Annotated in this window: 19 protein-coding genes and 1 pseudogene; 9 read left to right on the top strand and 11 right to left on the bottom strand. The window is 66.1% G+C overall.

What is annotated here, in order from left to right; all coding sequences use genetic code 11:
- Positions 1 to 175: 175 nt before the first annotated feature.
- From metG to AKN83_RS24900, 3 genes are all read left to right on the top strand, one after another.
- Positions 176 to 1,855 (top strand): methionine--tRNA ligase, encoded by a 1,680-nt coding sequence (gene metG, locus AKN83_RS24910; RefSeq protein ID WP_050403391.1) that lies wholly within the window; start codon positions 176 to 178, stop codon positions 1,853 to 1,855.
- 69 nt (positions 1,856 to 1,924) lie between these two features.
- Positions 1,925 to 2,923: an NAD(P)H-quinone oxidoreductase gene (locus AKN83_RS24905; RefSeq protein ID WP_050403390.1), complete on the top strand. Its 999-nt coding sequence runs from the start codon at positions 1,925 to 1,927 to the stop codon at positions 2,921 to 2,923.
- 120 nt (positions 2,924 to 3,043) lie between these two features.
- On the top strand, positions 3,044 to 5,920 hold the full coding sequence (locus AKN83_RS24900) for an EAL domain-containing protein (RefSeq protein WP_050403389.1): 2,877 nt from the start codon (positions 3,044 to 3,046) through the stop codon (positions 5,918 to 5,920).
- On the opposite strand, the gene AKN83_RS24895 is transcribed toward AKN83_RS24900, so the two are convergent.
- Positions 5,917 to 6,174: a DUF7662 domain-containing protein gene (locus AKN83_RS24895; protein ID WP_050403451.1), complete on the bottom strand. Its 258-nt coding sequence runs from the start codon at positions 6,172 to 6,174 to the stop codon at positions 5,917 to 5,919. The two genes, AKN83_RS24900 and AKN83_RS24895, sit on opposite strands and share 4 nt — an antisense overlap.
- 122 nt (positions 6,175 to 6,296) lie before the next feature.
- On the opposite strand from AKN83_RS24895, the gene AKN83_RS24890 reads away from it, so the two are divergent.
- Positions 6,297 to 7,790: a sensor domain-containing diguanylate cyclase gene (locus AKN83_RS24890; protein WP_063695523.1), complete on the top strand. Its 1,494-nt coding sequence runs from the start codon at positions 6,297 to 6,299 to the stop codon at positions 7,788 to 7,790.
- Between the two features lie 252 nt (positions 7,791 to 8,042).
- Here the strand turns inward: AKN83_RS24890 and AKN83_RS24885 are convergent, their stop codons facing one another.
- The 7 genes from AKN83_RS24885 to AKN83_RS24855 all read right to left on the bottom strand — a co-directional run bounded on the left by AKN83_RS24885 (position 8,043) and on the right by AKN83_RS24855 (position 15,632).
- On the bottom strand, positions 8,043 to 10,094 hold the full coding sequence (locus tag AKN83_RS24885) for a DEAD/DEAH box helicase (RefSeq protein ID WP_050403388.1): 2,052 nt from the start codon (positions 10,092 to 10,094) through the stop codon (positions 8,043 to 8,045).
- Positions 10,095 to 10,252: 158 nt separating this feature from the next.
- The gene (locus tag AKN83_RS24880) at positions 10,253 to 10,846 is read right to left on the bottom strand and encodes a GNAT family N-acetyltransferase (protein ID WP_050403387.1); all 594 of its coding nucleotides are present in this window, start codon (positions 10,844 to 10,846) and stop codon (positions 10,253 to 10,255) included.
- Positions 10,846 to 11,670, bottom strand: a complete 825-nt coding sequence (locus tag AKN83_RS24875; RefSeq protein ID WP_083992201.1) for an ABC transporter ATP-binding protein — start codon at positions 11,668 to 11,670, stop codon at positions 10,846 to 10,848. Before AKN83_RS24875 ends, AKN83_RS24880 begins: the two co-directional genes overlap by 1 nt.
- A 12-nt stretch (positions 11,671 to 11,682) precedes the next feature.
- Positions 11,683 to 12,480, bottom strand: a complete 798-nt coding sequence (locus tag AKN83_RS24870) for an ABC transporter permease (protein ID WP_050403386.1) — start codon at positions 12,478 to 12,480, stop codon at positions 11,683 to 11,685.
- A gap of 25 nt (positions 12,481 to 12,505) precedes the next feature.
- Complete coding sequence (locus AKN83_RS24865) at positions 12,506 to 13,969, bottom strand: phenylacetate--CoA ligase family protein (protein ID WP_157113541.1); 1,464 nt, start codon at positions 13,967 to 13,969, stop codon at positions 12,506 to 12,508.
- 542 nt (positions 13,970 to 14,511) lie between these two features.
- On the bottom strand, positions 14,512 to 14,871 hold the full coding sequence (locus tag AKN83_RS24860) for a hypothetical protein (RefSeq protein ID WP_050403384.1): 360 nt from the start codon (positions 14,869 to 14,871) through the stop codon (positions 14,512 to 14,514).
- 158 nt (positions 14,872 to 15,029) lie between these two features.
- A complete protein-coding gene (locus AKN83_RS24855) occupies positions 15,030 to 15,632 on the bottom strand; it encodes a CGNR zinc finger domain-containing protein (RefSeq protein ID WP_050403383.1) in 603 nt (200 codons plus the stop codon).
- A gap of 162 nt (positions 15,633 to 15,794) precedes the next feature.
- On the opposite strand from AKN83_RS24855, the gene AKN83_RS39865 reads away from it, so the two are divergent.
- Together AKN83_RS39865 and AKN83_RS24850 are read left to right on the top strand one after the other, a co-directional pair.
- Positions 15,795 to 15,968 carry a hypothetical protein gene (locus tag AKN83_RS39865; protein WP_244522075.1) on the top strand — a complete coding sequence of 58 codons (174 nt, stop codon included), beginning with the start codon at positions 15,795 to 15,797 and terminating at the stop codon, positions 15,966 to 15,968.
- A 39-nt stretch (positions 15,969 to 16,007) separates the two neighbouring features.
- On the top strand, positions 16,008 to 16,862 hold the full coding sequence (locus AKN83_RS24850) for an alpha/beta fold hydrolase (protein WP_050403381.1): 855 nt from the start codon (positions 16,008 to 16,010) through the stop codon (positions 16,860 to 16,862).
- A 15-nt stretch (positions 16,863 to 16,877) separates the two neighbouring features.
- On the opposite strand, the gene AKN83_RS24845 is transcribed toward AKN83_RS24850, so the two are convergent.
- On the bottom strand, positions 16,878 to 18,179 hold the full coding sequence (locus tag AKN83_RS24845; protein WP_050403380.1) for a PQQ-dependent sugar dehydrogenase: 1,302 nt from the start codon (positions 18,177 to 18,179) through the stop codon (positions 16,878 to 16,880).
- A 451-nt stretch (positions 18,180 to 18,630) separates the two neighbouring features.
- On the opposite strand from AKN83_RS24845, the gene AKN83_RS24840 reads away from it, so the two are divergent.
- Complete coding sequence (locus AKN83_RS24840) at positions 18,631 to 18,921, top strand: hypothetical protein (RefSeq protein WP_050403379.1); 291 nt, start codon at positions 18,631 to 18,633, stop codon at positions 18,919 to 18,921.
- 93 nt (positions 18,922 to 19,014) lie between these two features.
- On the opposite strand, the gene AKN83_RS24835 is transcribed toward AKN83_RS24840, so the two are convergent.
- Both AKN83_RS24835 and AKN83_RS40930 read right to left on the bottom strand, forming a co-directional pair.
- Positions 19,015 to 20,286: a serine hydrolase domain-containing protein gene (locus AKN83_RS24835; protein ID WP_063695506.1), complete on the bottom strand. Its 1,272-nt coding sequence runs from the start codon at positions 20,284 to 20,286 to the stop codon at positions 19,015 to 19,017.
- 65 nt (positions 20,287 to 20,351) lie between these two features.
- Positions 20,352 to 20,621 (bottom strand): annotated as a pseudogene (locus tag AKN83_RS40930) (UDP-galactopyranose mutase); the annotation flags it as partial.
- Positions 20,622 to 20,688: 67 nt separating this feature from the next.
- Between AKN83_RS40930 and AKN83_RS24825 the strand changes: the two are divergent.
- A complete protein-coding gene (locus tag AKN83_RS24825; protein ID WP_206600810.1) occupies positions 20,689 to 21,528 on the top strand; it encodes a hypothetical protein in 840 nt (279 codons plus the stop codon).
- Between the two features lie 74 nt (positions 21,529 to 21,602).
- A complete protein-coding gene (locus AKN83_RS24820; RefSeq protein WP_050403376.1) occupies positions 21,603 to 22,760 on the top strand; it encodes a caspase family protein in 1,158 nt (385 codons plus the stop codon).
- Positions 22,761 to 22,797 lie beyond the last annotated feature (37 nt).

The raw sequence follows: 22,797 nt of genomic DNA, 5'->3' as shown, positions 1-22,797 counted from the left end.
TCGTGTGCGCGCAACATCTGACGCGAATGCCCCGGCCCGACCGCAAGGAGTCTGACCGGACGGGATAGTGCGCCTGCGCGCAAGGCATGAGCCGCCCCCAAGCCCTTCCGATCATGCGGGAGGGCTTTTTGATTTTTCCGGGGTCGGCATCACCGAACGCGAAAGACCCTGACCCATGACCAAAATTCTCATCACCAGCGCCCTTCCCTATGTGAACGGCGTCAAGCATCTCGGCAACCTGATCGGCTCGCTGCTGCCGGCCGACGTCCATGCCCGCTTCCGCCGGCAGACCGGTGACGACGTGCTGTTCATCTGCGCGACCGACGAGCACGGCACGCCGGCCGAGCTCGGCGCGATCGAGGCAGGACAGGACGTCCGCGCGTACTGCGACGCGCAGCACGCCGTCCAGGCCGACATCTACCGGCGCTTTGGCCTCTCATTCGATCATTTCGGCCGCACCAGCGCGCCGCACAACCACGCGCTGACGCAGCACTTCTATCGCCGGCTCGACGCAGCCGGACTGATCGAGGCGCGCACCTCGCGGCAGGTGTTCTCGCCCGTCGACCAGCGCTTCCTGCCCGACCGTTACGTGCTCGGCACCTGCCCGCATTGCAGCGATCCCAACGCGCGCGGCGATCAATGCGACCATTGCGGCACGCTGCTCGACCCACCGGAGTTGATTGATCCGCGCTCGGCGCTATCAGGCGACCGCACGCTCGAGATCCGCGACAGCCGCCATCTGTTCCTGCGTCAGTCGCAGCTGGTCGACCGCATCGGCGCGTGGATCGACAGCCGCACCGGATGGCCGCCCTTCGTGGTGTCGACCGCCAAGAGCTGGCTCAATGCCGAGCTGCGCGACCGCTGCATCACGCGCGATCTCGCCTGGGGCATCGCAGTCCCGCGCGCGGGTTTTGACGGCAAGGTGTTCTACGTCTGGTTCGATGCGCCGATCGGCTACATCGCGGCGACCCAGGAATGGGCGGCAGCGGCGCCCGGTCGCGACTGGCAGGATTGGTGGTGGCAGGCCGACGATATCAGCTACATCCAGTTTCTCGGCAAGGACAACATCCCTTTCCACACCGTCAGCTTTCCGGCGACGCTGCTCGGCTCCGGCGAGCCCTGGAAGACCGCCGATGTGATCAAGGGATTCCACTGGCTGAATTACGAGGGCGGCAAGTTCTCGACCAGCAGGAAGCGCGGCATCTTCACTGACGCGGCACTGGAGGAACTACCGGCCGATCTCTGGCGCTGGTGGCTGATCGCCAACGCGCCCGAAAGCGCTGACACCGATTTTGCCGTCACCAGATTCGTCGCCGACGTGAACAAGGATCTCGCCGATATCTTCGGCAACCTCGTCAACCGCATCGTCAGCTTTGCGCATCTCGTCTTCGACGGTTGCATCCCGGATGGCGGTGCACCGGGTGACACCGAGCGGCAGCTCGCGGCTGACCTGGAGCAGCGCATCGCAGGGCTCTACCGCCATCACATCGCTCTGGAGTTTCGCGCGGCTGCCGCTGCGACCCGCGCGATCTGGGACACCGCGAACGCCTACCTGCAACACACCGCGCCATGGACCGCGATCAAGTCCGATCCGGTACGGGCGGCGGTCGTCACCCGCACGGGGCTCAATCTGGTCGCGCTTGGCGCGACGCTGGCGTGGAGCATCGTGCCCGATCTCGCGGCCCGCGTGCTCGGTGCATTCGGTCGCGACGATGTGATCCCGCGCTGGCCCAATGGCCCACTCCTCCCGCTGCTGGATGGCGGCGCCGGCACGCCGGTCGCAAGGCTCGGCCTGCCGGTCGAGAAAATCAGCCCCGAAAAAGCCGACCATCTGACGAGGCGGTTCGGGACTTAATGGCGTTTCGCTTCGTTGCAAAAGGCGGTATGCCACCAGCCAATCCTCTTCACTGACCAGGGACGAACCATGCCAAACCTGCCCGCGCAAATGACCGTCGTTGCCATCAGCAAGCCAGGCGGCCCGGAGGTGCTGGTGCCGGAGACCCGTGCGGTGCCGGTGCCAAAGGCCGGCGAAATCCTGGTCAAGGTCGCGGCCGCCGGCGTCAATCGCCCTGACGTCGCGCAGCGCTCCGGCTCCTATCCGCCGCCGCCCGGCGCCAGCGACCTGCCCGGCCTCGAGATTGCGGGCGAAGTGGTCGCGCTCGGCGAAGGCGCCAAGCACAAGATCGGCGACAAGGTGATGTCGCTCGTCGCCGGCGGCGGCTATGCGCAATATTGCATCGCGCAGGACGCGCAGGCGATGACCGTGCCGTCCTCACTGTCGATGCAGGAAGCCGGCGCCATCCCGGAAACGCTGATGACCGTGTGGCACAACGTGTTCGAGCGCGGCGCACTCAAGGCCGGCGAGACGCTGCTGATCCACGGCGGCTCGTCGGGCATCGGCACGATGGCGATCCAGCTGGCCAAGGCGTTCGGCGCCAAGGTGATCGTCACTGTCGGCTCGCAGGACAAGGCCGACGCCTGCCTCAAGCTCGGCGCCGACTACGCGGTCAACTACAAGACCGAGGATTTCGTCGAGGCGGTGAAGAAGGCCACTGACGGTGCAGGCGCCGACGTCATCCTCGACATGGTGGGCGGCGACTATATCGACCGGAACTACGACGCCGCCGCGGTCGAGGGTCGCATCGTCCAGATCGCGTTCCTGTCGGGAACACCGAAGGCCACGGCCAATTTCGCCAAGCTGATGGTCAAGCGGCTGCACCACACCGGCTCGACCCTGCGCCCCCGTAGTAATGCGGACAAGGCGGCGATGGTCGCGGCGATCGAGGCAAAGGTGCTGCCGCTATTGCGCGAAGGCCGCGTCAAACCGCTGATGGACAGCACATTCCCGCTGGAAAAGGCCGCCGATGCGCACCGGCGCATGGAGACCAGCGAACATATTGGCAAAATTGTGTTGGTGGTCTAACTCTCGCAGCGGAAGCAGGGGCGGAAACCCTTTGATTCCCTTCGCTTTCGTGTCATTTATCGCGCCACCTCCGGGCCGGTCGCCGGGCCCGGTCAGTTTGTCGATCGCGGAGTACTGACATTGCGTCTGATCAGGTGCCTTGCGCTGCTCGCGCTGGGCCTCATGATGTTTGCCGCTGCGCCTGCCGCGTATGCGATCGACGCGGTCAGCGTGCGCAGCGACGCGCCGGCGATCGACCTCACCGCGGTGCTCGACCATCAACGCAGCGAAACCGACCGCATCCAGGTCTCCACTGCACCTGGAACCGACGGCATCGTGCGCCGCATCGAAGTTCGCGCCCGCGAAGGCGGCCAGAACTGGGTGGTGTTCGCGCTCGCCAACAACACCGACGACCAGCTCGACCGCCTGATCGTCGCGCCGCACTATCGCATCGTGTCGTCGGGCCTGCTGTGGCCCGATCTCGGCCTGTCGCGCATCGCCACCATCACGCCGTCGGTCGGCGATCGTCCCGAGCGGCAGGAGAGTCCGACCGCCGACGTGTTCCGCATCACGCTCGATCCCGGCGCCGTCGTCACCTATGTCGCGGAACTGCGCACAGACAAGCTGCCGCAGCTCTATCTGTGGGAACCCGACGCCTACAAGGACAAGGTCAACTCGTTCACGCTGTACCAGGGCATCGTGATCGGCATCTCGGGCCTGCTCGCGCTCGTGCTCACGATTTTGTTTGTGGTCAAGGGCAGCATCATGTTCCCGGCCGCCGCGGCGCTGGCCTGGGCGGTGCTGGTCTATATCGGCGTCGACTTCGGCTTCTGGGGCAAGGTGCTCGACATGTCGAACAACGCCGAGCGCGTCTGGCGCGCGGCGGGCGAGGCGATCCTCGCGGCGACATTGCTCGTGTTCCTGTTTGCCTATCTCAATCTCAGTCGATGGCACGTCCGCTACTCGCACATCACGATCGGCTGGCTCGTCTTCCTCGGCTCGCTGGTGGCGCTGGCGCTGTTCGATCCCGCGGTCGCCTCCGGCATCGCGCGGATGTCGCTGGTGATGATCGCCTTCGCCGGCTTCGCGCTGATCGTCTATCTCTCCACCCACGGCTTCGACCGCGCGGTGCTGTTGATCCCGACCTGGTTCCTGCTGGTGGTCTGGGTGGTCGCGGCCGGCATGACGGTCGCAGGTTCCGTCACCAACGACATCGTCGGCCCGGCACTGCTCGGCGGCCTCGTGCTGATCGTGATGCTGATCGGATTCACGGTGATGCAGCACGCCTTCGCCGGCGGCGGCGCCACCACCGGTGTGGTCTCCGATGTCGAGCGCCGCGCATTGGCGCTGACCGGCTCCGGCGATCTGATCTGGGACTGGGACGTGTCGGCCGACAAGGTGTTCACCAGCCCCGAGACCGAGGCCCTGCTCGGCCTCAAGCGCGGCACGCTGGAGGGTCCCGCGGCGAAGTGGTTAGAGGTGCTGCACCCGCTCGACCAGGACCGCTTCCGCGCCGCGCTCGACAGCGTGCTCGACCAGCGCCGCGGCCGCCTGGTGCAAGACTTCCGGCTGCGCACGCCCGACGGCCATTTCATGTGGTTCGCGCTAAAGGCGCGCCCCGTTGTCGGCTCCGACGGCGAGGTCTCGCGCGTGGTCGGGACGCTCACCGACGTCACCGAGTTCAAGAACTCGGAAGAGCGGATGCTGCATGACTCGGTGCACGACAATCTGACCGGACTGCCGAACCGCAGGCTGTTCATGGATCGCCTCGGCGCGGTGGCGAACCTCGCCAAGACCATGCCGAACCTGCGGCCGACCTTGATGGTGATCGACCTCGACCGCTTCAAGCAGGTCAACGATTCCGTCGGCATTGCGGTCGGCGACTCCATCCTGCTGACGCTGGCGCGGCGGCTGACCCGCATCCTTAAACCCCAGGACACGCTGGCGCGCATGGCCGGTGACCAGTTCGGCCTGATCCTGCTGTCGGAGCAAGACCCGGCGCGGATCACCAATTTCGCCGAGACCATCCGCAAGACCATCCGCGCCCCGATCGCGTTCAACGACCGCGAGATCTTCCTGACCGCCTCGATCGGCCTTGCGCTGTCCGACCCGGCCGCGCCGCTGACCGACGAGATCATCAAGGACGCCGAGCTTGCGATGTATCATTCCAAGCGGATCGGCGGCGACCGTATCGACGTCTATAAGCCGGCGATGCGGGCGCGGAAGACCGACCGCCTGACCTTGGAGAGCGACCTGCGCCGTGCCATCGAGCGGCAGGAGATCACGATCCTGTACCAGCCGATCGTGCGGCTGGAGGATCGCGCGATTGCGGGCTTCGAGGCGCTGGCGCGCTGGGACCATCCCAAGCTCGGCCGGATGTCGCCGTCGGAGTTCATCAACGTCGCCGAGGAGACTGGCCTGATCGTCGATCTCGGCATGTTCGTGATGGACCAGACTGCGCGCCAGCTCGCGGTGTGGCAGCGCGCGATGCGCGCGCGCGAGCCGATCTTCGCGTCGGTCAACGTGTCGTCGCGGCAATTGCTGCGTCACGATCTGATCCACGATATCCGCACCGTGCTGTCGCGCTCCACGGTGGCGCGCGGCACGCTGAAGCTGGAACTGACGGAATCGCTGGTGATGGAGAACCCGGAGCACGCCGCGCAGATGCTGGCGCGGATCCGCGAGCTCGGCACCGGGCTGTCGCTCGACGATTTCGGCACCGGACATTCCTCGCTGTCCTACCTGCAGCGCTTCCCGTTCGACACCATCAAGATCGACCAGTCCTTCGTCCGCACCACGAGCCGCGGCACCCGCCCGGTAATCCTGAAATCGATCATCGCGCTGGCGCACGACCTCGGCATGGAAGTGGTCGCGGAGGGCGCTGAGACGGATTCGGACGCCGTCGAGCTCTACCAGCTCGGCTGCGAATACGCGCAGGGCTTTGCCTTCGGCGAACCGATGGATGCCGATGCCGCGACGCGCCTGCTCACCGAGGAACGGCTGGAAGCCGCGAGCTAGCGCGGCTTCGGCATCCGCTTGAACCTGACGCTCTTGCCGTCGGCCTGGCGCGTGGCGATGTAGCCGGCCTCGAGACAGGCTTCGCGTTGCGGCATCTTCTCCTGCGGGCTGCGCAGGGTTTCCCACCACGACGCCCGGTGCGCGGCGCGCGGCAGCGCCGCATCGATGATCGCCTCGATCTCGTCGAAGGTCAGCACGAATTCAGGCAAATGCTGCTTCTTCAGATAGTCCCGCAGCGCGTCGTAGTCGTTCACAATATCCTCGATGACAAAAAATCCGGTCCCGGCAACCACCCGTTAACCCATTCGGCGGCCGCTGTCGCCATTTAAGGCGACAACAAGATTTCCCGATGCATGACGGCGCATTGGAGCGGGACATGCCATTTCGACGGGGAAACGAGGCAAGGCGGCGCTGGCGGCTATCGGCAAAGCTGCTGATCGCGGCATCCGTTGCGACCATCCTCGGCTTCTCCGCAGTGTGCGCCGGCGTGATGTTCGACATGCGCCGCGGCGAGGAGCAACTGGCCCGCCGGACCCTGGAGAATCTGGCGTCAGGCATCGAGGCCGACATCAGCCGCAACATCGAACTCTACGACCTGTCGCTGCGCGCGGTCGCCAGCAACCTGGAAATGCCGGAGATCCGCAGCGTCAGCAAGGAATTGCGCCAGCTGATCCTGTTCGATCACGCTGCGACCGCAAAGCATTTCGGTGCGATCCAGGTGTTCGACGCCAAGGGTAATCTGACCATCGACGCGGCGAGCCTCGATCCGCAGCCGGAGAACCGCAGCGACGAGGAGTATTTCACGGTCCAGCGCGACCATCCCGATACCGGGCTGTATGTCAGCCGGCCGATGTTGCATCGCGGCGCCTATGCCATCGTGCTGAGCCGGCGTATCACCGGCGAAGACGGCCGCTTTCACGGCGTCGTGGTCGGCTCGATCCGCTTCAGCTACTTCCACGATCTGTTCGGGCGGCTGAGCCTCACGCCGGGCGACACCATCGCGGTGCTGCGCAACGACCGCACCATCATCATGCGGACGCCGTTCGATCTCGATATGATCGGCAAGAACCTCGCGGAGGCGCAGGCCTGGAAAGCCGAGAACCTGAAGGTGGGCGGCTCGTTCTCCGGCAAGGGCCCGGTCGACGACACGCCGCGTCTCTATGTCAGGCGCAGCAGCAGCGGGCCGCTTTACGTCGTGGTCGGCAAGACGCTCGAAGCCGTCTTCAGTCTCTGGCGCACCGAGGCGATCTGGATCGGCGCGATCATGGCCGTTCTGGTGCTGTTCGTGCTCAGCGCGACGCTGGTGCTTGCCCGCGAGATCGTTCGCCGCGCCGACGCCGAGGACAAGCTCGAGGAACTGGCGACCACCGATGCCCTCACGGGCCTGAAGAACCGGCGCAAGTTCGATGCCGAGATCGACCGCGAATGGCGCCGTGCCGGCCGGCACGGCCAGCCGGTCGCGCTGTTGATGATCGATGCCGATCACTTCAAGGCCTATAACGACACCTATGGACATCAGGCCGGCGATCAGGTGCTGGTCGGGATAGCGATCTGCATTTCGGACGCGGTGCGCCGCGCCGGCGATTGTCCGGCGCGCTTCGGCGGCGAGGAATTTGCCGTGCTGCTGCCCAACATGACCGCGCTCGAGGCCTTCAACCTGGCCGAGACCATTCGCGGCAAGGTCCAGCAATGGTGCGAGGGCGAGTTGATCACGACGGTGAGCATCGGCGTCGCCAGCATGCGGCCGCTCGCCGGCCAGCAATGGTCCGACCTGATCGAAGCCGCCGACAAGGCGCTCTACGCCGCGAAAGCCAACGGCCGCAACCAGTCCGTGCTCGCCACCGTGCCGAAGATCGCGCTGGTCGCGTAGCGGCAAAAAATGCCGCGACTACTCGCAATCGAGTTTCGACACGGAGCTCGCTTCACATCGTCGTCCCGGCGAAGGCCGGGACCCATAACCGCAAGCTTGTGTTGTTGAAGCGAGCTGTGGCCCCAGTATTACACAACAATGAGCATCCAGGGTAATGGATCCCGGCCTTCGCCGGTACGACGCGAAGTTTGTTGCGCTGTCGAGACTCTTGCATCGACATTCTGAACGCGCGGCTGCGCCGCTGACTGCAACTTAGCCCCGCCGCTTCTTCTTCGGCTTCTTGCCGAACTTCGGCTTCGCCGACACGTCCGGCCATTGCGTCAGTCCGGCCTTGCCCTGGTGCTTCTTTTTCTTGCCGAACCTCGGCTCATCGCCGGATGCCGGCCTCGCGCCTTTGCCTTCGCGATCGTATCGGGACGGCCCTCTCGATTCTCGCCTTGGCGCATAGTCCTCTCGCGAACCGCTTGCGCCTTCGCTCGAAAACGCTCTCGCCTCGCGATCCGGCTTGCCGCGCCGCTTTGCGGCCGCGTGATCACGCGGCTCTTCGCCACGCGGAGCGCTGTATCCGCCGTCATTCTGATCGCGCCAAGAGTCCTGTCTGGGCTCGTTCCTGGGCTTGCGCGGCGGCTTTTCCATGTGCGCCTCTCGCTGCGGCGCGTCCGCCAGCGGCTCGATGCGGATGCTGTCTTCCTTGTCGGGACGCTTGATCTTGGCGGCGAAGGAATCCGCTACCCGTGCGGCGATCTCGAACTCGGTGGTCGTATCCGAGATCTTGATGGCGCCGATGTCGCGCTTGTCGATGCCGCCGCGGCGGCAGATCATCGGCAGCAGCCAGCGCGCTTCGGCATTCTTGCGGCGCCCGATGGCGGCGCGGAACCAGACCGTGGCCTCCTCCATGCCGTGGCGCGGAGACTTGCCGGTCTTCGATTCCGGCCCTGAGGCACGCTCCTCGCGGCGCGCGGCGCGATCGCCGCGGTTGCGACCGCGTCCCTCGCCGGGATCGAGAATGTCTTCCGGCGCAGGCAGCCGCGCGCGATAGAACCGGGCCAGCGCCGCAGCGATCGCTTCGGGCGAGCGTTCGGCAAGCAAGGCTTGCGCGAGCACCTGATCCTCGGCGGTCACCTCCTCGGAGAACACCGCATCCTGCAACAGCCGGTCGTGATCGAGCTTGCGGATCTCATCCGCCTGCGGCGCGGAGCCCCAGGCGACATCGATGCCGGCGTGATCCAGCAGCAATTCGGCGCGGCGGCGCCGGGCCGGCGGCACCAGCAGGATGCTGACGCCCTTGCGGCCGGCGCGGCCGGTGCGGCCCGAGCGATGCTGCATGACCTCGGGGTCTTTGGGCAGATCGGCATGAATGACGAGATCGAGGCTCGGCAGATCGATGCCGCGCGCCGCGACGTCGGTCGCGACGCAGACCCGGGAGCGTCCGTCGCGCAACGCCTGCAGCGCCTGGGTACGCTCGTTCTGGGTCATTTCGCCCGACAGCGCGGCCACCGAGAATCCGCGCTCCAGCAGCGCCGCCTGCAAATGCCTGACGGCCTCTCGCGTATTGCAGAACACCAGCGCGCTCGGCGCCTCATGGAAGCGCAGCAGGTTGACGACCGCGTGCTCGACATCGTCGGCGGCGACCCGGATGGCGCGGTACTCGATATCGGCATGGCCGCCCTCGTCGCCCGCGACCTCGATCCGGAACGCCTGCTGCTGATACTGCCTGGCCAGCGCGACGATGCCGCGCGGAAACGTCGCCGAGAACAGCAGGGTGCGGCGGGTGTCCGGCGTCGTCTCGAGGATGAATTCCATGTCCTCGCGGAAGCCGAGATTGAGCATCTCATCGGCCTCGTCGAGCACGACGACCCGCAATCCCGAAATGTCGAGACGGCCGCGCCGCAAATGGTCGCACAACCGGCCAGGCGTGCCGACCACGATGTGGGCGCCTGCGGCAAGCTCGCGCTGCTCACGGCGCGGGTCCATGCCGCCGACGCAAGAGACGACGCGGCCATCGGCATGTTCATAGAGCCACGCGAGCTCACGCTGAACCTGAAGGGCAAGCTCGCGGGTCGGCGCGACGATCAGCGCCAGCGGTGCCGCCGCCGGCTCGAACCGCTCGGCCCCGTCGAGCAGATCCTTTGCCATGGCCAATCCGTAGGCAACGGTCTTGCCGGAGCCGGTTTGGGCCGAAACGAGCAGATCGCGGCCAATGGCATCGTCCGCGAGCACGGCAAGCTGGACGGGGGTCGGTTGATCGTAGTTGCGCTCAGCCAAGGCACGGGCGAGCGGCGGACTTGTGGTCGGAAAGGGCACGAGATGGGAAACCTTGATTGATCCGGGCGCGGAACGTCGAGCGGGACGACCTGAAGCTGCGTACCCGGCAGGCGGCACAGCCGCATGACGATTTGGGCTGCTTTACGCCAAGAACAACCAAACCGCCATGCCCCCATGGCGGAAAAGGGCGGCGTAAATCAGGCCGGTTGCCCGATCGGGGCCTGGCTGCCGGCGATCCGGTCGATCAATCCGGACAGCCGCGACGATGGCGGGCCGGCTGCGACAATCAGGCCGCCCGCCCCTCGCAGGGCGCCCGGCGCCAGCTCGCAGGCCAGAAGACGGTCGCGCTGATATGGACCGGGCATCCGGAGCGCGCCGGTCTGCGCCGCCGAGAAGCCGAAGCGGCTGTAATAGGCGGCATCGCCGACCAGGATGACGGCGCGGTGGCCGAGCAGGTCGGCCCGCTGCAACGCCTGCCGCATCAGCGCCGCGCCGATGCCGAGGCATCGAACCTCCTCCGCCACTGCGAGCGGGCCTAGCAGCAGGCCGGCATGACCGGTGCCGGTCACGACGGTCCACAGCCGCAATGTGCCGACCAAGTGGCCGCCACGGCGCGCGACAAACGCGAGGCCGCGCGCAGGCTTGCGGCCCTCGCGCAGCCGCTCCGAGGCCTTGGCCAGGCGGCCAGGACCGAATGCAGCGTCGAGCAGACCCTCTCGCGCCGCCACGTCCGAACGGCGTTCCTGATGGATCGCAACCGGCTTGTCGTTCGGAAAACCAAATGAGGACATCACGCGACCCTCGCCAGATAGATGAAGACCTCGTCGAGATCCCGGCACTTGAAGCGCTCGGCGAGCTCGCCCGGACGTCCCATCGCGACGATGCGGCCGTGGCTCATGATCACGACGAAGTCGCAGAGCTGCTCGACCTCGGTCATGTTGTGCGAGGACAGCAGGACGGTGGCGCCGCGGCGCTTCTGATAGGCGCGGAGCCGGCTGCGCACCCACTCGGCACGGTCAGGATCGAGCGATGCCGTCGGCTCGTCGAGCAGCAGCACGTCCGGATCGTTGATCAGCGCCTTGGCGACCGCGACGCGGGTCTTCTGCCCGGCCGAGAGCCGCCCGGTGACGCGGTCGAGCACGTCGCCGAGCTCGAAATCCTCGATCAGCTCCTCGACCCGCGCCTTCAGGTTGGCGACGCCATAGAGCCGTCCGAACACCATGAGGTTCTGCCGCACGGTGAGCCGCCCCGGCAACGCGACATAGGGGCTTTCGAAGTTCATTCGGCTCAGCACCTTGTGGCGCTCGGTCGCCATGTCGTGGCCCAGCACCATGGCGCGGCCGAAGCTTGGCACCACGAGGCCCATGATCATGGCGATGGTGGTGGTCTTGCCGGCGCCGTTGCCGCCGAGCAGGCCGACGGTCCAGCCCTTCGGCACGATGAAGTTCACGTCGTCGACGGCCCAATGGCTGCGGTACTTCTTGCAGAGATCCTCGACCGCGATGGCTGGCGCCTCGTCGCGACCGAGGCTGACAGGCGCGTTGTCGTGCGGCGTGGCGTTTGGCGACACCGGTGTCAGATGTCGGCGGGGCAAAAGGCGTTCGATGCGGCTCATGGATCCCTCCCCTTACTCGCCCATGGTGAGCAGGCCGCCCTTGTGGCGTGCGCTCTGCAACAGGGCGACGAATGTGGTGAAGCCAACGCCGAGATAGACGGCATTGAGCGCGAGGCATTCGATCATCAGGTCGGTGCGGAGGGTGCCGTCGAGCAGCACGGCGCGCATGCCCTCGAACACATAGGTCGGGGTCAACGACCAGGCGACCGGGTGCAGCCAGAGCGGCAGCGCCTCGACCGGGTAGTAGACGCAGCTCAGCGGCAGCAGTACGATCATGATCGAATAGGCGAGGCTTTCGGCGCCGAGGCCCTGGCGGATCACGAGGCCGGCGACGACGAGCCCGATCGCCCAGCTGGTCAGCACGAGGTTGAGGAAGAACATGATCAACCCCGGCCCCATCGCAAAGACATTGAAGCTGAACAGCAGCAGCGTCAGCAGCATCACCGGCAAGGTACCGATGACGAGCCGGATCAGGCTCATCAGCATCAGCGAGGCCGCAAGCTCGAAGGGCTGCAACGGGCTCATCATCAAATTGGCGAGGTTGCGCGACCAGATCTCCTCCAGGAAGGTGAAGGTGAAGCCGAGCTGGCCGCGAAACAGCACGTCCCAGAGCAGAACGGCGCCGAGCAAGAGGCCGGCGGCGGAAGCCATCGCCGACTTGCTTTGATAGAGGTAAGTGTAGAGGAATCCCCACACCAGCATCTGCATCGCCGGCCAGTAGACGATCTCGAGCAGCCGGAGCCATGACGAGCGCAGGATGTAGTAGTAGCGCGACGTCATGGCGGCGATGCGGTTCAGTGACGAGCCCATGGCACGCGCTCCTGTTTTGCTGCGATCAATCGAACTCGCGGCGGATCGGGCGGCGCTTGCCGACCTTGGGTGGAAACGCGAGCAGTGCGTTGGCCTGCACCCGGACCGGATGCTCGAGACAGGCTTTGAGCAGATCCTCCAGATGCGCGACCGAGCCATGCAGCCGGCACAGCGGCGTATCCTGGCCGAGCACGACGCGCGCCTCGACGAGGTCGACGCCGCGCTGCACGATCTCGAACTGCGCCAGATGCAGGTTGCAGTCGAACATCCAGCGATAGGTTGCATCCAGGATGCTGCCGGCCGGGACCTTGCGGCCACAGCGGTTGACGAAGGCATCGTTGAGCCGGCCGTCGATGCTGGCGATCTGCGACCAGTTGATATCTGACGGCGCCGGATTGGCCGGCTGGGTGATGTAGTCGCCCTGCACATAGCGGATGAACGGCATCGCCTCGTTGAGCAGGTTGGTGATCACGGCGATGCCGGACTGGCCGGCCGCCTGCGGCTCCATCGTGATGGGGTCGAGCACGTCGAGATGCACGGTGTCCTCGCAGACGTGATACTTGCCATCGGGCATCTCGAGCGCGATCCGCGTCGCCTCCTCGGAGGAATATTCGTCGAGCACGGGAACGCCGAGCTGGCGCGACCATTCCTGACGCGCAGCGCGCGAGGAGTATTCCGAATGCGTCACCGCGAGATTGAGCGAGGAGCGGAACTCGTCGACATGCGGCATCAGCGCATCAAGGCTCGACGGATAGAGCGACAGGATCTTCGGCCCGAGATAGCGCAGATGCTGGGCGACGCGCGCCGGCGGGATCAGGTTCGAGATGAAGGCGGTCGGATAGTCGCCGCCGATCGAATCGAACCACCACGGCACGGTGTAGACGTGGGCGAGCAAGTCCTCGGCGTGGTAGTTGCCGCCGCTCTGCATCGCGAACTGGCGGACGCCCTGGATGGTGTCGGTGATGACCGCGTCATAGTCGACACGGATCAGCAAGGTCTGGCCGGACGAGCCCGACGAGCGCGTCGGAAACAAATCCTCCGGCTTGTACTTCTTGCTGACGCACTGGTCCGGGAAGGCCGCGACGAGCTCGGGCTTGGTGATGACCGGGATCTTCTGGATGTCGTCATAGTCGCGCAGATGCTCCGGCTTGAAGCCGGCCGCATCATACTTGGCGCGGTAGACCGGAATGTCCCGGTAGGCGAGCTCGACCAGTTCCTTGACCCGGGCGAACTGCCGCGCGCGAATTTCGGACACCGGCAAATAGGGATGCCGCATGCATTCGCCGAGATAGTTTTGGGTGGCCGCGACCAGCTCGGGCGCGGCCTCGTTGGAGGGCTGAAAATCCGGGCGGGTGTGCTCGGTCTCCCAGAACTGGCGCTGCGGCGCGCCGGCCGCATCGGCGGGAACGAGCGACGCGGCAGCTTGATCATGCTCCGGCACCAGAGCAACGCCGTCATCGGAAACACTGATTGCAAGGGAAGACGTCATCTTCAGCTCCATGATTGACGGGAGGACCGCCCGTTCATGGCGCTATCAATGGCTCGCTGCGCCGGCTGCCGCCGTGACGCGCGTCACATGGCGTCGTACTCCGCTACGCAGGGCGGGTTGCCGCAACGCCATGTGATGGAGCACCGGCGGGTTATGGCTTCGCCTCACCCGCCCTACAGAACTGCTTGCTTTACGCGGCTACTTGCCCCACGTAGCCTTCCTGACACGTCCCTTGCCGCCGCATTTCTTGCAAGGCTCGGGATAGATCTTCCGTCCCGGCTCGCGCGGCTGCTTCACCGCCGGAAAGCCTGTCCCGTTGCACGCGTCACACTTCTCTTCATTGGAAACAAGGTGCTTCACCATCAACCGTCCCGGATTGAAAAATCCAAAGCCCGCGGGTGCGGACTTCTGCCACCTGTCGAATACGAACGGCGAGGGGTTGGGGTTTCAGGTGCATGGCTGCTTTGCGCCGCGACGCAGCAGACAGATCGGGGGAACGACAACGTCACGACCGCCGTTGTCAGCTTCTTCCTCGCGCGGCGTCACTTCGCCTTGAGCGCGTTGTCGTGGCTATCGAGCGCGGATGCCATCAGCTTCGGCAATTGCGCGGCATAGACCTCGATGAAGGTGGCGTCGCCGCAAGCCTCCGGATCGCGCGCGGCCTGCTCGGCGACGCGTGCGGCCTTGGCCTCGCATTTCGCGAACATGTGCCAGAACCAATCCGGACTCTTGCCGAGCGCCGGCTTGTGCTTCTTGATCACGGCGGCGCCGACCGCGCTCATCGCGTTGACGACGCCGGCGCCCAGCGTGCTGATGGCCCGCGCGTTCAGGATATCCTCGCGCGATTGCGCGGTGACGTTGCTCGCGGCCGCTCGTCCAGTCGTTCGTGCCTTGGCCGGCATGCTCAAGCTCCTTGTCGATCCCGTTGGCGGGCGAAGCATCGGCTGCGGAAGTTGAGGAAGGCTCAAGCGGCATGGTTGAAAACCGCTATGGATTTCATTCCGGTTTTAGGCGCTTCCGAATTATCGGACATGCGGGAATTCCAGGTTCCCTGCCGGTCTCAGCCCTGGCCCTTCATCCGGCTGCGGTGCGCGGCTTGCTTGGCGCGGTTGCCGCAGATCGCCATGCTGCACCAGCGGCGCGCACGCGCCCTTGTGTGATCGGCAAACATCAACGTGCAGGTCGGGCTCTCGCATGCCTTGATGTCGGAAAAGCTTTCCTCGCAGACGACCCTGGCCATCGCCTCGCCGATAGGCAGCAGCAGCGACCGCGCCGAATGCCAGCGCCGTATCCGCTCCAGCGCAAAGCCGTCGTGATCGTCGTGATGGTACGGAGCGATCCGGCTGAACGCCTGATCGCTTTCAAGCAGCCGGTTCAGCGGCTCCAAATCCTTCAGAGCCTTCGGCTGCAGCGGCTTGCCCATATGCTTGCGGACGAAGCCGCGGAACCATTCGCGCAAGTCTCGCGCCTGACCGGCGACATCGTCGAGCTCGCCCGGCTTCGCGCGTGCCTTGAGCTCGTCGAGCACGTCTGACGGCACCAGCTTCGCCTGCACGAGCCAGCGCAACAGGCCGTCGCCATCGGCGATCCAGTCCACCGGCGTGTCGACCGGGGTCGCGATCGAATTGATGAAATCGAGGCCCAAACTATCGGCGATGAACATCGCGGGCGGATCGCGTTGCACAGCTGGACCTCCTGGCGGCTTTTCGACTGCATTTGAAATAACCGCCTAAAACATCATTGACAAGTTACCAACATCTGATCATATGGACGTAACCTGTCAAAATGCATCTAATAGGTTACGACTAGAACCAGGGAGTGGACCGTGTCGAAGGATGCCGCCGTGGTGCCCGCCCACGGCGCGTGGGCCGACGGGTCGCGTTGGGCGCGGGTGATCACGGCGCTCGACGCAGTGGGCATCAGCGCGGTCGCGGCACCGCTCGTCACGAACGTCATCCGGGGACCGGCCAGCGCAAGTTCCACGCAGACCAAGTCCTGATTTCAAACATCACCGCATCACGATCAGAGGGAATGACAGATGTCCGAGATCAAGTATCGCATCGCCGATGTCGACGGCTTCAAGGTGTTCTATCGCGAGGCCGGATCGTCCGGCGCGCCGAAACTGCTGCTGCTGCACGGTTTCCCGAGCGCGAGCCACATGTTCCGCGATCTGATCCCGCAACTCGCGGACACATTCCACATCGTGGCGCCTGACCTGCCCGGATTCGGCCAATCCGACATGCCGGCACGCGACAAGTTCAACTACACTTTCGACAGCATCGCCGCCGTGATCGATCGCTTCACCGAGGTAATCGGCTTCGACCGCTTCGCGGTCTACGTCTTCGACTATGGCGCGCCGACCGGCTTCCGCCTCGCGCTCAAGCACCCGGAGCGGATCACCGCAATCATCTCGCAGAACGGCAACGCCTATGAGGAAGGCCTCAGCGACGGATGGAGCCCGATCAAGGCCTATTGGCAGGATCCGTCACAGGCGAACCGCGACGCGCTGCGCGCCTTCCTGACGCCGGAGACCACGCACTGGCAGTACACCCACGGCACGTCGGATCCGCAAGCCGTGTCGCCGGATGGACAGAACCTCGACAATTACTACATGGCGCGGCCCGGCGCGCATGACGTCCAGCTCGACCTGATCGGCGACTACAAGAGCAATGTCGCGCTCTACCCGACCTTCCAAGCCTACTTCCGCACCCACCAGCCGCCGTTCCTCGCGGTGTGGGGCAAGAACGATCCGTTCTTCCTGCCGGCGGGCGCCGAAGCCTTCACGCGCGACAATCCGAACGCCGTGGTCAAGCTCCTCGACACCGGCCACTTCGCGCTCGAGACCCATGCCGCCGAGATCGCGCGGAGCATCCGCGAGTTCCTCGGCCGCTGAGGTCAGCCCGCGCCACTACGCTCCCGTGACGCGCCAGATCACGTTGCCGACATCGTCGGCGACCAGCAGCGAACCGTCGGGCCCGAGCGCGACGCCGACCGGGCGGCCGTAGGACACCTTCTCGTCGGGCGCAAGAAAGCCCGACAGGATGTCGCGCGCCGGCCCCGAGGGGCGGCCGTTCGTGAACGGCACGAACACCACCTTGTAGCCTGACAGCGTCGAGCGATTCCACGAGCCGTGCTGGCCGATCACCATGCCGTCGGGGAAACCCGGCAGCGTGCCCGCGGGCATCCAGCACAGGCCGAGCGACGCAGTGTGGCCGCCGAGCGCGTAGTCCGGCTGGATCGCCTTGGCGACCATCGCCGGATCCTGCGGCACGCGATCGTCCACCGTCTGGCCCCAGTAGCAATAGGGCCAGCCGTAGAAGCCGCCGTCGCGCACCGAAGTGAGATAGTCCGGCGGCGTCTCGTCGCCGATGCCGTCGCGCTCGTTGACCACGGTCCACAGCACATTGGTGGTCGGCTCCCATGCGAGCCCGACCGGATTGCGCAGGCCGCCGGCGAAGATGCGGCTGGTGCCGGCTGCGAGATCGAGCTCGTAGATTGCGGCACGGCCTTGCTCGACCTCCATGCCGTTCTCGGCGATGTTGCTGAGCGAGCCGACGCCGGCATAGAGCTTCTTGCCGTCGGCGCTCGGCAGCAGGCTGCGCGTCCAGTGTCCGTCGGGTTTGAAGGCGACGAGCTTGCGTCCCTCCGCCGTGATGCGGTCGGCACCCGCGGTGTAGGGAAACGCGACCACGCCGTCGGTGTTGCCGACATAGAAGGTGTCGCCGATCAGCGCCATGCCGAACGGCTGGCGCAGCCCTTCCATGAACGCCCCACGGCTTTCGGCGACGCCGTCGCGATCGCGGTCGCGCAGCAGCGTGATGCGGTTGGCGCTGACGCCGAGCGCGGCGGCGCGGCGCATCGTGGCCTGCATCGCATAGTGGAACACACTGCGCGGCGTGCCGGCGATCTGCGTCGCCTCCGCGATCAGCACATCGCCGTTCGGCAGCACGTTGATCCAGCGCGGATGATCGAGCCCGGCGGCAAAGGCGTTAACCTTGAGCCCTGGTGCTGCGGTCGGAAGCTGACCCTTGTCCCAGCCGCGCGCCGTCGGCATCTTCAGCGTCGGGATCGCGCCCTGCGATTTCGCGACCGGAATCTGCGGCGCGCTGCCCCAGGCGGGCGCCGGCTGTGCGCCCTGCATCCGCCGCCACGCCACGGCGCCGGCCCCGATCGCCGCGACGACACGGGCAAAAACTCCAGACGTGCTCATGAACTTCCCCTGTTATATTCGCGCCTTGTCATTGCGCCTTGCCGGCCGGCCGCGGCTCAGCAGCATTCGCATAATGCCGGCCCTGATGACAGTAGTTATACGATCTTCGCAGCCGTCATCGAATCGGGGAAACTGGCGATACGCTCCCTTGTCAGAGCGTTTTCCTCCCTGAGACCTTGCCCGCCCGGTCGGCGGGCTTCCTTTTACGAAACGCCCGGCCTGTCGAAGCACTGCGGGCGCGGCCGGGGCGTTATAGCCGGAAACGCATAGCGGCTCGGCGCTGGATGAATTCGACCGGGCAGAACGACGGCGCCGGTCTATGCGGCCGCAAGCCCACCTCACCAGATCCTGATCCCAGCTCTGCGCAGCTTCGCCTTCGTGCGTTGCATGGCCCATCAGGAACGCTGGTCCGCGGCGGTCGTTGGTCGCGACACCAGCAAGGAGTGTACGCATGCAACGGAACACCAAGATACTGACCCTTGCGGCAGTGTCCCTGATTGCAACGACCGCAGGCGCGTTCGCGCAGGGCTACTATCCGTATGGGAGTCCCGGCACGCGATATTACGGTGGCCCGCGCTACGGGGCCCAGCCGTACGTGATGTACCAACCGGCGGAACCGGGCTGGTATGGCTACGGCCCGATGAACGGCGCCAACCATCCGGCACCGAGCTCGACCCAGGGTGACGTCGGTCCAGAAGGGAACAACAACGGCACGCTGACCGGTGTCTATCGGCAGTGGTAGCCCGCGCAAATTTGAAGGCCCATCGCCCGGCTTGAGCCATGGGCCTTTTTTGCTGTCCGCCAGATGCGATGACCGGCGCCGCAGCGATGCGGCTCACTTCACCATCGCGCCGTAGACGATGTCCTGCACATTCTCGCGATAATATTTGCGCAGCTCGCCGGGCGCTGCGGTTCCGACCACCACGACGAGGCGCTCCTTCGGATCGCAGAAGAACTGCGTGCCATAGGCGCCGTTCCAGGTGAACTCGCCGGGATTGCCCGGCACCGACGCCAGTCCTTCGCTGGTCCGCACCGCGACCGCGAGCCCAAAACCGAACCCGCCGCGATGTGGCTCGACCGCGGCGACGTTGTTCTTGATCTCGGGCCCGAGATGGTTCGACGTCATGAGGTGCACGGTCTGAGGGCTAAGGATGCGCTTGCCGTCGAGCTCGCCGCCATTGAGCAGCATCTGTCCGAAGCGGACATAGTCGCCGACGGTTGCGAACGAGCAGGCGCCGCCGCAATCGAATTTGGTCGGCGTGTCGAGCAGCTTGATGGCTTGCGGCTTGCCGGTGAGCGGATCGTTGGGGAACGGACGCGCCAGGCGCGCGCGCTGCGCGTCGGCCGGATGGAACGTTGCTTCCTTCATGCCCAGCGGCTTCCATACATTGGCCGAGAGATAGTCGCCGAGCCGCTGGCCGGACACCTTCTCGACAACCGCGCCGAGCACGTCGATCGAGAAGCCGTATTCGAACTCGGTGCCGGGCTGATGCACCAGCGGCAGCTTGGTGATGCGGTCGATGAAGGCCGCCGTGTCGCCTTCGACCGCCGGCGCCGTGCCGTCGGGATAGAGCCGCGCCAGTGCGCTCGAGCTGTCGGGCCGGCCGCCATACATCAGGCCGGAGGTGTGGCGATAGAGATCGTGGATGAAGATCGGCCGGGCCTGCGGCTCCATCGTCAGCGAGCCGTCAGCCTGCTGCACGCCGACCTTCATGTCGGCAAACCCCGGATAGAACTCGGCGACCTTGGCCTGCAGCGGGAAGCGGCCCTGCTCCATCAGCGTCAGCCCCGCGACCGCCGCCATCGGCTTGGTCATCGACGCCAGCGCGAACACCGCATCGATCGGCATCGGCGTGCCCTTGACCGGGTCGAGCTGACCATAGGCCTTGTAGTGCACGAGCTTGCCGTCCCGCGCGATCGCCACCACGGCGCCGGGCACGCGCTTGGCCGCGATCTCGCGCGCGAAGAAGTCGTCGAGCCGAGTCAGCCCCTGCTCCGAGAAACCGGCCTGGTGCGCCGAAGCTTCCGGCAGCGGCGGCGCCGCATGAGCGACGTTGAAGGCAAGACATATGGCGGCGGCTGCCGTGGCAATGGCGATCTTTCGCATTGTTTCCTCACCGGGGACCGCGGGCGATTGTTGTGTGGTTCGCTGCCCGCGCCGGCAGGATTAGATCACGCCGGCAGAGCCGACAAGGCGTCGCGGCGCGCGGCGGTGCTACCGGGGCGCATGTCTCCGCGCGCGAAGAACGGCTCGACCTCGTGCTCGAAGGTCTTCAGCGCGGCGCCGATCGCCTGGTGCATGTCGAGATATTTGTAGGAGCCGAGCCGGCCGCCGAAGATCACGTTCGGACGCGATGCCGTCATGGCATGATAGGACGCCAGCATGGCGCGGTCGGCGGCCGTGTTGATCGGATAATACGGCTCGTCGGCGCGGCCGGCGAAGCGGGAGTATTCGCATTAGATCGTGGTCCGCACCCCGGCATGCGCTCGCTCGGGATGCAACGGCAGCGTGTTCGCCACCCATATGGGCATCCCCGATCCCGGCTTCTTCGGCGGCCCGCCGCCGGAGCAGCGCAACGGCCGGCTGATCTTCGCCAAGTCCGGCTGGAATCCGCTGGCGCTCGAGCGTGGCTGGCGCAAGACGATGCCGCCAAAACTGTTCGCGCTGCTGTTCGACGCGATCGCCGAGGCCCGCGGCAAGACCTGCGGCGCGTTTCCAGAGATCATCGTCGATGTCGCCGAGCAGCATCTCGTCTATCTGAAGCCGGGCGGCGACCTGTTCAACGTGATCCTGACGCGGCTCGACAACTACACCAGAGGCGTACGCACCCGCGAGGTCGGCGCGGTGCTGGCCGACTATCCGGTCGATTTCATCGGCGGTGGCTGGAGCGATCTCGACGTCAGTGGACGTCCGGCCCGCGTGCTCGGCGCGATGACTTTCGACGCGATGCGCGAAGGCCTCGGCAGCTATCTCGCCGCGGTCTCGCTCAATCCCAGTATCGACCTGTCGGTGCACGACCGGGTGTTCTTCGCGCTCGGCGCCGGCACCGTGCCGGTGTTCGACGCCAACCGCTTCACGGCCGCGGAGATGCCGCATCTTAGCCGCTACAGCTTCGGCCAGGACACGACCAGCGTCGCCGCCGCCGTCGAGGCGCTGCTGGCCGATCCCGCGACGGCGCAGGCGGCGACCGCCACTACCATGACCGAGCTCTATCCGCGCTTCTCGATGCAGCGGTCGGTGCAGGACATCCACGAGATCACGATGTCGATCGCGGGTGCCGCTGGCGCCGGTCTGTTGCCGGCCGAGCCGGTGCCGGCCGGCGTCTGGACGCCGAAGCAGGCAGCCTGATCGCACCGCCATTTCGATGGCCGCCTCGCGCCGGCTGCGCTACCGTGGACCAGTCACCTCCGATCGGGTCCAGTATGAACCGCCGCGCGTTTGTTTCGGGACTGGCCATCGCCGCGGCACTCGCGGGCCTCGCCCCGGTGCCGGCCGCGGCCGACGGCAGGCGGGTGGCGCTGGTGATCGGCAACGGCGCCTACAGAAGCGTGCCGGCGCTATCAAATCCGCCGAACGATGCCGGCGATATCGCCGCGGCGCTGAAGCGCCTCGGCTTCGCCGTCACCCTCATCACCAATGGCAGCTTCGACGAGATGCGGCGCGGCCTGATCGCGTTCGGACGCAACGCCGCCGGCGCCGACATGGCCGCGGTGTATTTCGCCGGCCACGGCATGGAGATCAACGGCGACAACTGGCTGATCCCCGTCGATGCCGAGCTGAAGCGTGACACCGATGCCGCCAATGAAGCGATCAGCCTGCAGAGCGTGATGCTGCAGGTCTCCAGCACCGGAAGCCTCGGCCTCGTCATCCTCGATGCCTGCCGCAACAATCCGTTCGCGGCGAAGATGAGCCGCTCGCTCGCGACCCGCGCCGCCGCGAGCAACGGGCTCGGCCGCATCGAGCCGGTCGGCAACGTGCTGGTCGCCTACGCCGCGCGCGACGGCACCACCGCGCTCGACGGCGACGGCCGCAACAGCCCGTTCGCCGCGGCGCTGCTCCGCAACATCGAGTCGCCGGGCGTCGAGGTCACCTTCATGTTCCGCAACGTCCGCGACGACGTGATGGAGGCAACGCGCAATGAGCAGCAGCCCTTCGTCTACGGCTCGCTGTCGCGCAAGGCGATCTATCTGGCGGGCGCGCCGCCGGCCGAGGCGGCGAAACAGGCGAACGCAGCGCCGGTGGCCGCAGCTCCCGCATTGTCGACAGCGCCCGTGGCTTCGACCGGCGCCATCGATCCCGCGTTGGTCGGCACCTGGGAGATCATGGTGGCCAGCGGCCGCGGCCAGTCGCGCTGGATCTGGCAGATCCTGGCCGACGGCACCTACAAATTCCACGCCGAGCCGTTCCGCTCGGCACAATCGCACGAAGGCACCGTCAGCTTCGCCAACGGCCGCTGGACACTGCACGCGCTGAGGGGACTGCGGAATTATCATGATGCCGGCTCCTACGAAGTACACGACAGCATCGCGGTGATCACCGGCAAGCTCGGCACCGGATATTGGAAACGCAGCGTGGAGTGAGGCCTGCGGGCGATGCAGCAGCGCAAGCGGCGCCGCC

The sequence above is a fragment of the Bradyrhizobium embrapense genome (genome assembly GCF_001189235.2).
Taxonomy (GTDB): Bacteria; Pseudomonadota; Alphaproteobacteria; order Rhizobiales; family Xanthobacteraceae; genus Bradyrhizobium; species Bradyrhizobium embrapense.
Note: the sequence above shows the minus strand (reverse complement) of the source record. Positions and strands in the feature narration are given on the sequence as shown.

Bases quoted from the DNA above. Each gene is read 5' to 3' on its own strand.
- AKN83_RS24835 (WP_063695506.1), bottom strand. From the start codon at position 20,286: ATGCGAAAGATCGCCATTGCCACGGCAGCCGCCGCCATATGTCTTGCC.
- AKN83_RS24820 (WP_050403376.1), top strand. From the start codon at position 21,603: ATGAACCGCCGCGCGTTTGTTTCGGGACTGGCCATCGCCGCGGCACTC.
- AKN83_RS24865 (WP_157113541.1), bottom strand. From the start codon at position 13,969: ATGACGTCTTCCCTTGCAATCAGTGTTTCCGATGACGGCGTTGCTCTG.
- AKN83_RS24855 (WP_050403383.1), bottom strand. From the start codon at position 15,632: ATGTTCATCGCCGATAGTTTGGGCCTCGATTTCATCAATTCGATCGCG.
- AKN83_RS24890 (WP_063695523.1), top strand. From the start codon at position 6,297: ATGCCATTTCGACGGGGAAACGAGGCAAGGCGGCGCTGGCGGCTATCG.
- AKN83_RS24870 (WP_050403386.1), bottom strand. From the start codon at position 12,480: ATGGGCTCGTCACTGAACCGCATCGCCGCCATGACGTCGCGCTACTAC.
- AKN83_RS24905 (WP_050403390.1), top strand. From the start codon at position 1,925: ATGCCAAACCTGCCCGCGCAAATGACCGTCGTTGCCATCAGCAAGCCA.
- AKN83_RS24860 (WP_050403384.1), bottom strand. From the start codon at position 14,871: ATGCCGGCCAAGGCACGAACGACTGGACGAGCGGCCGCGAGCAACGTC.
- metG (WP_050403391.1), top strand. From the start codon at position 176: ATGACCAAAATTCTCATCACCAGCGCCCTTCCCTATGTGAACGGCGTC.
- AKN83_RS24875 (WP_083992201.1), bottom strand. From the start codon at position 11,670: ATGAGCCGCATCGAACGCCTTTTGCCCCGCCGACATCTGACACCGGTG.
- AKN83_RS24850 (WP_050403381.1), top strand. From the start codon at position 16,008: ATGTCCGAGATCAAGTATCGCATCGCCGATGTCGACGGCTTCAAGGTG.
- AKN83_RS24840 (WP_050403379.1), top strand. From the start codon at position 18,631: ATGCAACGGAACACCAAGATACTGACCCTTGCGGCAGTGTCCCTGATT.
- AKN83_RS24845 (WP_050403380.1), bottom strand. From the start codon at position 18,179: ATGAGCACGTCTGGAGTTTTTGCCCGTGTCGTCGCGGCGATCGGGGCC.
- AKN83_RS24880 (WP_050403387.1), bottom strand. From the start codon at position 10,846: ATGTCCTCATTTGGTTTTCCGAACGACAAGCCGGTTGCGATCCATCAG.